This is a genomic window from Gluconacetobacter diazotrophicus PA1 5 (genome assembly GCF_000067045.1).
In the GTDB taxonomy this organism is placed as follows: Bacteria; Pseudomonadota; Alphaproteobacteria; order Acetobacterales; family Acetobacteraceae; genus Gluconacetobacter; species Gluconacetobacter diazotrophicus.
The window spans coordinates 1,899,931-1,911,947 of sequence record NC_010125.1 but is presented as its reverse complement, the minus strand read 5'-3'; the positions used below and the strand labels follow the sequence as shown (position 1 = coordinate 1,911,947).

13 protein-coding genes and 2 tRNA genes are annotated in these 12,017 nt (G+C 65.9%); 12 read left to right on the top strand and 3 right to left on the bottom strand.

Features of this window, described 5'->3' with window-relative positions:
* Positions 1 to 36 precede the first annotated feature (36 nt).
* From GDI_RS08925 to serA, 3 genes are all read left to right on the top strand, one after another.
* Positions 37 to 564 (top strand): c-type cytochrome, encoded by a 528-nt coding sequence (locus GDI_RS08925; RefSeq protein WP_012225440.1) that lies wholly within the window; start codon positions 37 to 39, stop codon positions 562 to 564.
* Between the two features lie 2 nt (positions 565 to 566).
* The gene (locus tag GDI_RS08920; protein ID WP_012225439.1) at positions 567 to 1,391 is read left to right on the top strand and encodes an inositol monophosphatase family protein; all 825 of its coding nucleotides are present in this window, start codon (positions 567 to 569) and stop codon (positions 1,389 to 1,391) included.
* A 114-nt stretch (positions 1,392 to 1,505) separates the two neighbouring features.
* Entirely contained in the window at positions 1,506 to 2,771 is a 1,266-nt protein-coding gene (gene serA, locus GDI_RS08915) for a phosphoglycerate dehydrogenase (RefSeq protein WP_012225438.1), read from the top strand.
* Between the two features lie 31 nt (positions 2,772 to 2,802).
* On the opposite strand, the gene GDI_RS08910 is transcribed toward serA, so the two are convergent.
* Positions 2,803 to 3,018 carry a hypothetical protein gene (locus GDI_RS08910; protein ID WP_049762973.1) on the bottom strand — a complete coding sequence of 72 codons (216 nt, stop codon included), beginning with the start codon at positions 3,016 to 3,018 and terminating at the stop codon, positions 2,803 to 2,805.
* 284 nt (positions 3,019 to 3,302) lie between these two features.
* On the opposite strand from GDI_RS08910, the gene GDI_RS08905 reads away from it, so the two are divergent.
* The 4 genes from GDI_RS08905 to GDI_RS08890 all read left to right on the top strand — a co-directional run bounded on the left by GDI_RS08905 (position 3,303) and on the right by GDI_RS08890 (position 6,942).
* A tRNA-Thr gene (locus GDI_RS08905) sits at positions 3,303 to 3,377 on the top strand.
* Between the two features lie 181 nt (positions 3,378 to 3,558).
* Positions 3,559 to 4,275, top strand: coding sequence for a hypothetical protein (locus GDI_RS08900; RefSeq protein ID WP_012225435.1), 717 nt, complete (start codon positions 3,559 to 3,561; stop codon positions 4,273 to 4,275).
* A gap of 214 nt (positions 4,276 to 4,489) precedes the next feature.
* Complete coding sequence (locus GDI_RS08895) at positions 4,490 to 4,936, top strand: UrcA family protein (RefSeq protein WP_012225431.1); 447 nt, start codon at positions 4,490 to 4,492, stop codon at positions 4,934 to 4,936.
* A 197-nt stretch (positions 4,937 to 5,133) separates the two neighbouring features.
* On the top strand, positions 5,134 to 6,942 hold the full coding sequence (locus GDI_RS08890; RefSeq protein ID WP_012225429.1) for a sensor domain-containing diguanylate cyclase: 1,809 nt from the start codon (positions 5,134 to 5,136) through the stop codon (positions 6,940 to 6,942).
* A gap of 143 nt (positions 6,943 to 7,085) precedes the next feature.
* Here GDI_RS08890 and GDI_RS08885 read toward each other — a convergent pair.
* A tRNA-Gln gene (locus GDI_RS08885) sits at positions 7,086 to 7,159 on the bottom strand.
* A gap of 167 nt (positions 7,160 to 7,326) precedes the next feature.
* Here GDI_RS08885 and GDI_RS08880 point away from each other — a divergent pair.
* Together GDI_RS08880 and GDI_RS08875 are read left to right on the top strand one after the other, a co-directional pair.
* Positions 7,327 to 8,460, top strand: a complete 1,134-nt coding sequence (locus GDI_RS08880) for a Ppx/GppA phosphatase family protein (RefSeq protein ID WP_012225428.1) — start codon at positions 7,327 to 7,329, stop codon at positions 8,458 to 8,460.
* Positions 8,457 to 9,251: an RlmE family RNA methyltransferase gene (locus GDI_RS08875; protein WP_012225427.1), complete on the top strand. Its 795-nt coding sequence runs from the start codon at positions 8,457 to 8,459 to the stop codon at positions 9,249 to 9,251. The genes GDI_RS08880 and GDI_RS08875 overlap by 4 nt, the downstream gene beginning before the upstream one ends.
* A gap of 140 nt (positions 9,252 to 9,391) precedes the next feature.
* Here the strand turns inward: GDI_RS08875 and GDI_RS08870 are convergent, their stop codons facing one another.
* Entirely contained in the window at positions 9,392 to 10,309 is a 918-nt protein-coding gene (locus tag GDI_RS08870; protein ID WP_012225426.1) for an ROK family protein, read from the bottom strand.
* A gap of 134 nt (positions 10,310 to 10,443) precedes the next feature.
* Here GDI_RS08870 and GDI_RS08865 point away from each other — a divergent pair, with 134 nt between their 5' ends.
* The 3 genes from GDI_RS08865 to GDI_RS08855 all read left to right on the top strand — a co-directional run bounded on the left by GDI_RS08865 (position 10,444) and on the right by GDI_RS08855 (position 12,015).
* Positions 10,444 to 10,701, top strand: a complete 258-nt coding sequence (locus tag GDI_RS08865) for a sulfurtransferase TusA family protein (protein ID WP_012225425.1) — start codon at positions 10,444 to 10,446, stop codon at positions 10,699 to 10,701.
* A gap of 140 nt (positions 10,702 to 10,841) precedes the next feature.
* Entirely contained in the window at positions 10,842 to 11,072 is a 231-nt protein-coding gene (locus GDI_RS08860) for an exodeoxyribonuclease VII small subunit (RefSeq protein ID WP_012225424.1), read from the top strand.
* 7 nt (positions 11,073 to 11,079) lie between these two features.
* A complete protein-coding gene (locus GDI_RS08855; RefSeq protein WP_012225423.1) occupies positions 11,080 to 12,015 on the top strand; it encodes a polyprenyl synthetase family protein in 936 nt (311 codons plus the stop codon).
* The last annotated feature ends 2 nt before the right edge of the window (positions 12,016 to 12,017 follow it).

The window sequence follows — 12,017 nt, the reverse complement described above, 5'->3', positions numbered from 1 at the left end:
ATAGGCGATTTTCGGAGAAGGAGCATCGAGGCCTGGATGGACAGCAAGGACGTCAACCGTATCGGAGCCGCCATCCTGGTGGCCGCCCTGGCGCTGGGGGCAAGTGCCTGGGCCGGCTATGTGGCCATTCCGTCCGGCACGCCCGGACACCCCGCCTTCGTCCTGCCCCAGCCGGCGGTGGCGGCCGATGCCTCCGGTCCGGCGGCTGCCCCGCCCTCGATCGCCGATGCCGTCGCCCACGCCGACCCCAAGGCCGGGCAGGCCCTGGCGGCACGCATGTGCGCGATGTGCCACAGCTTCGCCAAGGACGGACCGGCGATGATCGGCCCGGACCTGTACGGCGTGCCGGGGACCGCGATCGGCGACATGCCGGGCTATGAATTTTCGGCGGCGCTGGCGGCGCACAAGGCCGAGCGCTGGACCGACGACGCCCTGTCGTCCTGGCTGGAAGGGCCGGGCCGCTTCGCCCCCGGCACCCGCATGGCCTTCCCCGGCGTGGCGGATGCCGCCGACCGGGCCGCGATCATCGCCTTCCTGCACACGCTTTCGGACGGAGCCCACTGACCATGTCCCTGGCCACGCCCCTGCCCCCGCATGACGCCGACCGGCTGGTCGCGGCGGCCATGGCCGCGGCCGACGTCGCGGGCTGCGTCATCCGCCCGTTCTTTCGCATGGGCGTCGCCGCCGACGACAAGAGCGACCAGAGCCCCGTGACCATCGCCGACCGCACGGCCGAGCGCGCCATTCGCGCCGTGCTGGCCGAACGCCTGCCGGACCACGCAGTCCTGGGCGAGGAATTCGGCCTGGAACGCGGTGGTGCGCGTTATTGCTGGGTGATCGACCCGGTGGACGGCACCCGCGCCTTCCTGACCGGGCGGCCGATCTTCGGCACGCTGATCGCGTTGCTTCAGGACGGGGAGCCGGTGCTGGGCATCATCGACCAGCCCGTTACCGGGGAACGCTGGATCGGCGTGCGGGGCCGGCCCACGCGTTATGAATCCCGCTGGCCCGGCACCGCCGGCACCCGCGAATGCCCCGAAATCGGCCTGGCGGAACTGTCCTGCACCTCGCCCGAGATGATCGCCGACGCGCCCACACCGCATTGGGATGCCCTGCGCCGGCACGCAAAGCGTGTCACGTGGGGTGGAGACTGCTACAGTTACGGCCTGCTGGCGCTGGGACAGGTCGACATCATCGCGGAATGCACGATGAAGATCTGGGACTGGGCCGCGCTGGTCCCGGTGATCGAGGGCGCGGGCGGCCGCGTCACCGACTGGCACGGCAGGCCCCTGCACGCCGACAGCGACGGCACGGTACTGGCGGTGGGCGACCCGGCGCTGCTGCCCGGCGTGGTGTCGCTGCTGACCACGGGCAGCCCCAAGCACGCATGATGGCGCCGGCCTGACGGCCGCACCACATGGCACCGATGTCCACGTCGCCCCTAGGCATTTATCCGTCGATCGGATAGGAGCGACATCTTCTTCGAATAGGCGCGAGTATTCGACATGAGCAGCGAGACCACCAGCCACCTGTCCCTTCCCAAGGACAAGATCCGCATTCTGCTGCTTGAAGGCATTCATGACAGCGCCGTGGCGCTGCTGAAGGCCAATGGGTACGAAAACGTCACGCGCCTGTCCAAGGCGCTGGAGGGCGCGGCCCTGCGCAAGGCGCTGGAAGGTGTTCACATCGTGGGAATCCGCTCCCGCACCCAGTTGACCGAGGACATGATCGCCGCCGCCGATCGCCTGATCGCCGTGGGGTGCTTCTGCATCGGGACCAACCAGGTCAACCTGCCCGCCGCGCGCGCCCATGGCATTCCGGTCTTCAACGCCCCGTTCAGCAACACCCGCTCGGTCGCCGAACTGGTGATGGGCGAGATCGTGATGCTGATGCGGCGGATCTTCCCCAAATCCGTGCAGTGTCATGCCGGCGACTGGAACAAATCGGCCGCCAATAGCTGGGAAGTCCGCGGCAAGACGCTGGGTATCGTGGGCTACGGCTCCATCGGCTCGCAATTGTCCGTCCTGGCCGAGGCGTTCGGCATGCGGGTGATCTATTTCGACGTGATCGACAAGCTGGTGCACGGCAACGCCAGCCCGGTGGAAACGCTGAACGACCTGCTGGCGCAGAGCGACGTGGTCAGCCTGCATGTCCCGCAATTGGCCAGCACCGCGAACCTGATCGGCGCGGAGCAGATCCGCGCGATGAAGCCCGGTTCGTTCCTGATCAACAATGCCCGGGGCAATGTCGTGGACCTGGAGGCGCTGGCGGCGGCCCTGCGCGACGGCCATCTGCTGGGTGCCGCGATCGACGTATTCCCCGTCGAACCCAAGGGCGCCGGGGACAAGTTCGTCTCGCCGCTGCAGGGCCTGGAAAACGTGATCCTGAGCCCGCATATCGGCGGCTCCACCGCCGAGGCGCAGGAGCGGATCGGCGTCGAGGTGGCGCGCAAGCTGATCGAATATTCCGATGTGGGCTCGACCCTCGGCGCGGTCAATTTCCCGACGGTGCAACTGCCCGAAAGCCCGCGCGGCACGCGCTTCATGCACGTCCACAGCAATGTTCCCGGCATCATGCTGCAGATCAACGAGATCTTCATGAGCGAGAACAGCAACATCACCGCCCAGTACCTGCAGACCGACGGCGAGCTGGGCTATGTGGTGGTCGAGGCCGATACCGGCCGGGATATCGACAAGGACAATCGCATCCTCGCCCGGTTGCGCAACCTAAAGGGCACGATCCGCGCCCGGCTGCTGTACCAGCAGCCCTGACGCAAGCCCCCCCTAAGTCCGCCGCCCTGATTCAGCAGCCCTGGTCCGGGCGGCCCCGCCGCTTCAGGACCCGGCGGAAATGCAGGCCCACCGCGTGGCGCAGCGCCGCCAGGTCCGGCAGGACCTGGTTGTGCAGCGCGCGGACGCTGTCATGAACGGCATAGAACCGCAGAAGGCGGCTACCGGCGACCAGGATCGCCGTGCCCAGGAAAATGCCATCGATTTCGATGATTGTCGAATTCAGCATCATTAGAAATCCAGAATACTCGTCTCAGTCGCGGGCCGGGTTCGACCCGGCCTCCAGTTTCAAAAAACGGCGCAGCGGCCTTCCGGTTTCCCGGAGACGACGCCCCTTTTCCCTGCGCCCCTTCCAACAGGATAAAACCGGCATGAATATGGCAGGCGCCCGACCCAACCCTTGACCCATGGCGGCGGGAAAGGCAGAAAGGCGCATACGGGAACACGATCGCGCCCTGCCGCCGGTCGACAGATCTCGCATCGCGACGATCCCGCGTTCCCGTTCATGTCGTTGCCGGGTTAGCACAGCGGTAGTGCAGCGGTTTTGTAAACCGAAGGCCGGGGGTTCAAATCCCTCACCCGGCACCACCGACCCTCCAGAAATCCATTGATATCTCTGGACTTTACCATACTCGCACTGCCATGCGGGCCATGATTGGGTAAAGCCGACCTTGCACTCCAAGTCTTTATTTTCAAATCATTTTTATACGGTGAGATGAGTCCGTCTCGTCACGATCCGTTCCAGACAGAAGCGTGAGAGATCCAGATTATGTTCGGATGGCCGAAGAAGAAAAATCTTTCCCGTCATGGAACACCTGACGGGCGCAGCAAGATTCTTATTACCGGTACCGGACGCGCGGGCACGACAATGCTTATGCAGCTCTTTACTGCGCTCGACTTCCATACGGGCTATACTTTCGAACAGGCCATGAAAGAGGTGGATCCCATCTCGCATGCCGGACTTGAGAACCTGGATTTTGGCCCTGAAAGCCCTTACGTCCTCAAATCTCCGAACTATGCGGACCTGCTGCTGCCGATGGTGCAGGAGGGTCAGGTCAAAATCCATGCCGCGATCGTGCCGATGCGAAATCTCTACTCCGCCGCGGAAAGCCGACGCCGTGTGACGAGAGATGCGGCCCGGACCGGCTTCGACCCCGAAATCGAATATCCGGGAGGGCTGTGGCTCACACGCACGCACGACGAACAGGAATCCATACTTGCCATCCAGTTCTACAAGATCATGTGGGGCCTGACCCTGTTCGGCGTGCGGCCCTACATGGTGGAATTCCCGAAATTTGCCGAAAAAAGCGACTATCTGTGGACACAGCTTGAACAGCTCATGAATGAACACGGCGTAACCGAGAGCGAATTTCGCGCAGCCTTCGGACGCATCTTACGAAAAGACCTGATCCACACTTTCCAACCCGTGACGGCCTCCCCTCCCATGGAGATTACGGGCGAACTCTCCGATAAGAGAAAAACATAGGGATTGTCCCGGCGCGATGGGGCCACGGCACCGGCCGCCATTCCCCGCCGCCATGCACGTCCTGCGGGTCGCCGGCCATGGCCCGGCGACGGACGATCTGGTTCTCTTCCAGGGGAATACCCATTGACTCGGGGTTCGGGGCGGGTTCGCCGGACCTTTCCGGCGGTTCGATGCTTTGGACGGAATTCCAGGCAAGGCCTGTAGGATGTGAGTCATGACAATTCCAGCATGGATGGCCGGGGCGACACGCAAGGAATGCGGCACCATTGGCACGCCCGCCACGCAGCGCCCGCATCGCAGGGGTGTGGGGATCGGCCTGTCTCTTCTGATGGGGGTACTGCCCCTCGCCCTGCCGCATGGGACCAGAGCCCAGGACAACGCGGCGAACGCCGAACGCGTCACGGTCGAGGGGGAAATCCGCCGCGTGCCGGTCTTCTTCCATCGGGCGGACGTGGAGACGCTGTGGCGCGCGCGGCACCTGGTTACCCGCCTGGACCGCGCGGCGCTGGAGGCCTGTGGCGACAACAATGCGATCGCCGAGGAGATGCGCCGTGCCATCGAGCGATCGGACTGCCGGCGCGACGCCGTCATGCGGGCGGTCAAGGACGTGAATGCCGTGACGCTGGACCGCGCCGTGGCCCGTTACGGGCTGCCGCAATAGGCCCGCGATCGGGGTGACCCGTCCGTCATGGCGTGATGCCCGTCGTCCGGTTGCGCATGCCCCCGCAGCCGGACGAGCGATGCGCGTAACGAGTATACCCGGGTCGCGTCTCGACAGGATATTTCCGATCCTGTCCCTCATTTTTCGGAAATGGTTTTGGTGATATTACGAAAGGAAGCATGATCGGGTCGTGAAAGATGACGGGCGTCTTTTTTATCAGGAACACACTATCGACCCTGCTGTTCTGCGTCATCTGGAGTATCTGCGCGCTCGCCAGCGTCACCTGGACCCGTCACGGCGGAAGCGTCTCGATGATCTGGCCGGCCAATGCGATCCTGGTCATGGCCATCCTGCGCATGCCCGCCTTCGACCACCGGATCTATCCCCCGCTGCTGTTTGTGCTGTCCAGCCTGGTCAATCTGCTGGATGGCCGGGGATGGACCACCAGCGTCGGTTTCAGCGTGGCGAACACGGTCGAGGTCATGATGGCGGCCGTCCTGGTCCACCGGATCAGTCCGGTGTCGGGCTTCTTCGAACAGGTCGACTGGGCGTTCCGGTTTGCGATCGCGATCTTCGTGTCCGTCGCATGCTCGTCGGTCATTGCCGGAGGGGCGCTGTTCCTTGGCGAAGGGCGCGACTGGCTGGGGGGAAGCGCCATCTGGATGATGGCGCACCTGCCCGGCCTGCTGATCACGGTTCCCATGCTGCTGGCCCTCATGCCCGACGGCGAAGGGCGTGAAATCCGGCGCAACGCCCCCCGGCGATTGACGGTACTGGGCCTGATGGTCCTGGTGGCCTGCATGTCGGTGGTCGTATTCGGGCAGTCGCGCTTTCCGCTGCAGTTCCTGCTGCTGCCACCCCTGTTGCTGGCGACCTTCCATCTCTACGCCAAGGGGGCCGCGATGTCGGTCGCCATCATTACCATGATCGGCAGTTTCTTCATGTTTACCGGCGCGGGGGCCGTTACCATGCTCCACGGGCCGGCCGCACTGAAGGTCTATGTCTTCCAGCTCGACCTGGCGACGATCTTCTTCTGTGCGTTGCCCCTGGGCGCCGTGCTGACCCAGCGCGACCAGAAGGCATCGCTGGCCCAGCAGCGGCTGCAGGATTTCCATCATCTGGCCGACCGGGTCGGCGACGTACTGTTCCGCGTCGACGACGCGGGATGCTGGAGCTATCTCAACCCGGCCTATGAACAGATGTCCGGCATTTCGGTGGACAAGCGGCTGGGTCAGCCCATGCTGGACGCCGTCGTGATCGAGGACCGCGCCGCCCTGGCCCAGGCGCAGGCCGAATTGCAGTCCGGCAGCCGCGACGACCTGCGCCAGGTCGTCAGCATCTATCGCCGCGACGGAACCGTCCGGCATGTCGAAATCCTGGCCCACCGGCTGGGCGAGGGCGAAGGGTTTGGCGGCCTGATCCGCGACGTGACGGACCAGTTGACGCTGGACGCGCACAATCGCCAGATCGCCGCCGCCTATGAACAGGCCGCCAACACCGACGAACTGACCGGCCTGCCCAATCGACGCGCCTTCTTTCAGGTGCTGGACGGGCAGATGGCTGCGGCATCCTCGGTGGTCGCGGCGGCGATGCTGGACCTGGACCATTTCAAGTCGATCAACGACAAGTACGGCCACCCCATCGGAGACATCGTCCTGCGCCGCGTCGCCACGGTGGTGCGTGCGACCCTGCGGGACACCGACATGGTCGCACGGATCGGCGGCGAGGAATTCGCGGTCCTGATCACGAGCGAAAGCCGCGACCGGGCGATCAGCCTGATCCGCCGGGTGGTGCGCGCGGTATCGGCGGAATCGATCGACCTGCCGACCGGGGTGCGGTTGCAGGTCACGATCAGCGCGGGCATTGCCTGCCGCGAGGCGGGGGAAGACCGCAACGCCCTGATGTCCCGCGCCGACCAGGCCCTGTATGTCGCCAAACGGACCGGCCGCAACCGGCTGACCATCGCCGATGCATCCACGGCGGCAACACAGGCCGCGACCCCGTAAGCCACGCGGATCGCGTCGGGGCTGAGGTCTCGACCATCTGAAAAAGGAATCCGGTGGCATGGTCATGACCATGCGCCCCGATAAAATCCAAGACACCGTTTCCGGTGTCGCCATCGCGCTGAACTGGATTATCAGGAAAAATTTGGCTGGGGGACCTGGATTCGAACCAGGGCTGACCGGGTCAGAGCCGGTAGTTCTACCGCTAAACTATCCCCCAACATGACCTGTTCGGACATGGTGCCGTGCGGTGAGGGGCTGATAGCATCGGCTGTGAGGCATGACAAGCGCCTTTATGCCGAACTTTGTCTCCTCGGGCATATTTGTCTTGCCCTGCACGCGGCTGAGAACCCACTATATGCCTATTCAGCGGCAAAGGACCGTCCGATGGACAACACTATGTCCTGGCGCGATGGCCAGGAGGGACCACGACTCCCCCATGCCACGGGGTACAAGGCGAATCAGGGCGTGCCCGGCATGTACGGCGCCATCGACCTCGGAACCAACAATTGCCGGCTGATGATTGCCGCCCCCCACGAGGGCGGGTTTCGCGTCGTCGACAGCTTCAACCGCGTCGTCCGCCTGGGCGAGGGCCTGCAAAGCACCGGGCAACTCAGCGGCGATGCCATGGACCGCACGATCGAGGCCCTGCGCATCTGCGCCGCGCGGATGGGCCGCCGCCGGCTGCGCCGCTATCGCGCCGTGGCGACCGAGGCCTGCCGCCGCGCGGGTAACGGCGCCGCGTTCATCGCCCGTGCGCGCCGGGAAACCGGGCTGGACATCACCGTCATCTCGCCGCGCGAGGAAGCCGAACTGGTGATGGAAAGCTGCGGGGCGCTGCTGCATGACGACCGGCTGTCGCCTGCCCGCACCCGCGCCATGCTGTTCGATATCGGCGGTGGCTCGACCGAAATCGCCTGGGTCCGCACGGACCACCGATCGCGCCGGCAGGACCTGAACGGCTATCTCAGCCTGCCCGCCGGCGTGATTACGCTGGCCGAACAGTTCGGCGACGCCGCCTTTTCCGAGGACGGCTACCAGCGGATGGTCGACCTGGTCACGCGCCAGTTGCACGCGTTCGAACGCGTGCATTGCATCGGGCGTGAAATCAGCCGGGGCAATGTCAGCCTGATGGGGACCAGCGGCACCGTCACCACGCTGGCCAGCATCGCCCTGTCGCTGACCCGCTACAGCCGCACGGCGGTGGACGGCACCATCCTGCAATCCGGCCCGGCCCTGGGGGCCATCCGGACCCTGGCCGCCATGGGGCCCATGGGCCTGCGCCAGCATCCTTGCGTCGGTCCGGACCGGGCGGCCTATGTCCTGCCCGGATGCGCGATCTTTGAGGCGATTCATAAAATCTGGCCGGTATCCGATATCGTCGTGGCGGACCGCGGCCTGCGCGATGGTATGCTGCTGCGCATGATGCACGATTCGACCGCGATGGCTCTTCCCTCGCTGCCTTCCTCCCTTCCCTTCGCCCCGTCCTCGCTATCCTCGGTGGGCGTGTCGCATCCATGAAGCGTCGCCCCCCCGCCGGTGGCGGCAAGAAGCGGGTTCCCGGCAAGGCACTGACCAGCAGCACGACCCCTGGCGGCGCCAGCGCCCAGGCGGATTCCGGTGCCGCGCAATCGACCCGCAACCAGGCCGTTTCGCTGCGCACGGCACGCGGCCGCACGACCGCGCAGCAGCGGTGGCTCAACCGCCAGTTGAACGATCCGTATGTGCAGGCGGCCCGCAAGCAGGGCTGGCGGTCCCGCGCCGCGTTCAAGCTGATCGAACTGGACGACCGGTTCCACCTGATCCGCCCCGGCATGCGCGTGATCGACCTGGGCGCCGCCCCCGGCGGCTGGACCCAGGTCGCGGTGAAGCGCGGCGCGGCTTATGTGGTCGGCGTCGATCTGCTGCCGGTCGATCCGGTGGCCGGCGCCACGATCATTGAGGGCGATTTCAACGACCCCGACATGCCGGCCCGGCTGATCGACCTGCTGGGCGGTCCGGCCGACCTGGTCCTGTCGGACATGGCGCCCAACACGACCGGCCACGCCCCGACCGACCATCTGCGCATCATCGGGCTGGCGGAACTGGCGCTGGATTTCGCGGTGAAGGTCCTGGCCCCCGGCGGCGGGTTCGTCGCCAAGGTCTTCCAGGGCGGGTCGGAGAAGCAGATGCTCGCCCCGATGAAACAGGCCTTCGCCACCGTCCGCCACGCCAAGCCCCCGGCCAGCCGGAAGGAATCAAGTGAACTCTACGTGGTCGCCACCGGCTTCCGCCCCGAGCGGATCAGCCAGGACGACGTGGAGGCACCCTAGCCCCGGCACGCCCAGGCGCGCCTCAGATTACACCCCGGTGTTGGTCCGGCGTGGGTCTGCGAGCACCGGAGCGGAGCGGCCTGATGGGCCGTGAGCACCGGAGCGCAGCAAATCCGCGTCGGATCGCCACCAGGGCGCGTTTACGGGCCGACACCCTCGTCTCCCGACCATAGCCAGGCCGCGCCTCGCACGCCGGAGCTGTCGCCGTGGCGGTTGCGCACGATCGGCGTATTGCAGCGCGGCGTGATGACGTAGCGCGGCATCAGCAGCGGCACGCGGTCATAGATCGATTGCAGGTTGGATACGCCGCCCCCCAGCACGATGACGTCGGGGTCGAGGAAGTTGATCGCCATGGCGCAGGCCCGCGCCATGCGGTCCATATAGCGGTCCAGCGCCCCGATCGCCGTCTGGTCCCCGTCCTCGGCCGCGCTTTCGATCCCGGCGGTGCTGCGGTTGCCCGGTCCCTTCCAGTCCTGGGCCAGGGCCGACCCGCTCAGATAGCGTTCCAGGCAGCCCTCGTTGCCGCAGAAGCATTTGGGCAGCGGCATTTCCTCGATTCGCGGCCAGGGCAGCGGCACGTGTCCCCATTCCCCGGCAATGTGATGGGCGCCGATCAGCAGCTTGCCGTTCACGATGATGCCGGCACCCATGCCGGTGCCGATGATCACGCCAAGGACCACGCCGAATCCCGCGCCCGCGCCGTCCACGGCCTCGGACAGGGCGAAGCAGTTGGCGTCGTTCTCGACCCGGACCTCGCGCCCCACGGCGGCGGTCAGGTCGCGGCCGAACGGCTGGTTGTTCAGCCACGTCGCGTTGGCGTTCTTGATGACGCCGGTGTCTGGGCTGATCGAACCCGGAATGCCGATCCCGACGGTCCCCTGGCCGCCCAGTTCCGTGTCCACGCCCGCGACGAGGTCGCGGATGGCGGTGATCGCGCCGTCATAATAGCCCGGGTTGACGATGCGCCGCCGGACGAGTTCCTGCCCGTCCTTACGGGCCAGAGCTGCAATCTCGATCTTGGTCCCGCCGAAATCGATCCCGATCCGATAGTCGGTCATGTCCATCCCGTAATCCGTGATATTTTCTATGGAGGCTGATTCTTTTATGGTGTGTCGGTCCATGTCGTAAAGACAGCCGGTAAGCGGGCGTTTCCACCCTCCCCCGGCGCCCTTGCCTCCGGAGATTCCATGTCATGAGCGAGACCGTGCTCGACGTCAAAGGGCTGAGCTGCCCCCTTCCCGTACTGAAGGCCAACCGGGCCCTGCGCGGCATGCGGCCCGGCGACCGGCTGCGCGTGGTGGCCACCGACCGCGCCAGTGTGGCGGATTTCCAGGCTTTTTGCCGCGAGACCGGCCATGCGCTGATCGCGTTCGGCGAGGATGCGGGCGTGCTTTCCTTCGTCATCCGCCGCCGTCCCGAGCAGGCACCGGCCACCGATCCCGGCAGTTAGACGGCTTATTTTCGCATTCGTTCCAAAGACGTGGCCCAAATGCCACAAGCTGCACAAATTCATGTCATATCCCCTACGCCCTTGGCAGAAGCGCCCGGCAGGGAGTAATTCCTCCGCCTCATGATGGAAGTATCGCACCCATGACGGAAGACCTGTCCCAGCTCTCCTTCGAAGACGCCCTCGCCCAGTTGGAAGAGATCGTGCGTCAGTTGGAAGGCGGGCAGTTGCGGCTTCAGGACGCCATCGCGTCCTATGAGCGGGGTGCGGCCCTGAGACGATATTGCGACACCAAGCTGAACGAGGCCGACGCCCGCGTTCAGGCGATTATCCAGCGCGCCGATGGCGCGCTGGAGACGAAATCTATGGATTGATGCGCCGATGAGCCAGACAACTGCGACAGCCCACATGGAGAACTCCGCGGATCGCGCCAGCCTGCTGCGGTCCTCCCTGTCGAACAGGGCGACGGCCATCGAGGCCGCGATCGACAGCCTTCTTCCGCCGGTGCCGGGCGCCGAAGGCCGGGTGGTGGACGCGATGCGCTATGCGACGCTGGGCGGCGGCAAGCGGCTGCGCGGCTACCTGACGGCGGAGGTCGCAAGCCTGTTCGGCGTGGAGCCCGCCCGGGCCTATCGGGTCGCCGCATCGGTCGAGATGCTGCATGCCTATTCACTGGTGCATGACGACCTGCCGGCGATGGATAATGACGACCTGCGCCGCGGCCAGCCTTCGACGCACAGGAAATTCGACGAGGCCACCGCCATCCTGGCCGGTGATGCCCTGCAGACCATGGCCTTCGAGATCCTGACGGACACCGCGACCCACCCCAGCGCCACCATCCGCATCGGCCTGGTCGCGGCGCTGGCCGCCGCGTCGGGCGCCGCCGGCATGGTCGGCGGCCAGATGATCGACATGGATGGCGAGGGCCGCGCCCTTTCGCTGCCCGAGGTCGAGCGCCTGCACGCGCTGAAGACCGGCTGCCTGATCCGCTACGCGGCGGAAGCCGGGGCGATCCTGGGCGACGCGGACCTGCCGGCGCGCGCGCGCATCGCGGCCTATGGGCGCGACCTGGGCGCCGCCTTCCAGATCGCCGACGACGTGCTGGACGCCACGGCCAGCGCCGAGGAACTGGGCAAGACCGCCGGCAAGGACCAGGCCGCGGGCAAATCCACCTATGTCGCCCTGCTGGGCGTCGACGGCGCCGCGCGCGAGGCGCGGCGTGTGGCCGAACAGGCCGAATCGCATCTTGATGTTTTCGGTGCCGAAGCCGACAGGCTCCGGAATCTCGTCCAGTACGTGGTCGATCGCAGGAGCTGAGT

What these genes read in the sequence shown, in the direction of transcription:
- GDI_RS08925 (WP_012225440.1), top strand. Translation starts at nt 37, where the DNA reads ATGGACAGCAAGGACGTCAACCGTATCGGAGCCGCCATCCTGGTGGCC.
- GDI_RS08920 (WP_012225439.1), top strand. Translation starts at nt 567, where the DNA reads ATGTCCCTGGCCACGCCCCTGCCCCCGCATGACGCCGACCGGCTGGTC.
- serA (WP_012225438.1), top strand. Translation starts at nt 1,506, where the DNA reads ATGAGCAGCGAGACCACCAGCCACCTGTCCCTTCCCAAGGACAAGATC.
- GDI_RS08910 (WP_049762973.1), bottom strand. Translation starts at nt 3,018, where the DNA reads ATGCTGAATTCGACAATCATCGAAATCGATGGCATTTTCCTGGGCACG.
- GDI_RS08900 (WP_012225435.1), top strand. Translation starts at nt 3,559, where the DNA reads ATGTTCGGATGGCCGAAGAAGAAAAATCTTTCCCGTCATGGAACACCT.
- GDI_RS08895 (WP_012225431.1), top strand. Translation starts at nt 4,490, where the DNA reads ATGACAATTCCAGCATGGATGGCCGGGGCGACACGCAAGGAATGCGGC.
- GDI_RS08890 (WP_012225429.1), top strand. Translation starts at nt 5,134, where the DNA reads ATGACGGGCGTCTTTTTTATCAGGAACACACTATCGACCCTGCTGTTC.
- GDI_RS08880 (WP_012225428.1), top strand. Translation starts at nt 7,327, where the DNA reads ATGGACAACACTATGTCCTGGCGCGATGGCCAGGAGGGACCACGACTC.
- GDI_RS08875 (WP_012225427.1), top strand. Translation starts at nt 8,457, where the DNA reads ATGAAGCGTCGCCCCCCCGCCGGTGGCGGCAAGAAGCGGGTTCCCGGC.
- GDI_RS08870 (WP_012225426.1), bottom strand. Translation starts at nt 10,309, where the DNA reads ATGACCGACTATCGGATCGGGATCGATTTCGGCGGGACCAAGATCGAG.
- GDI_RS08865 (WP_012225425.1), top strand. Translation starts at nt 10,444, where the DNA reads ATGAGCGAGACCGTGCTCGACGTCAAAGGGCTGAGCTGCCCCCTTCCC.
- GDI_RS08860 (WP_012225424.1), top strand. Translation starts at nt 10,842, where the DNA reads ATGACGGAAGACCTGTCCCAGCTCTCCTTCGAAGACGCCCTCGCCCAG.
- GDI_RS08855 (WP_012225423.1), top strand. Translation starts at nt 11,080, where the DNA reads ATGAGCCAGACAACTGCGACAGCCCACATGGAGAACTCCGCGGATCGC.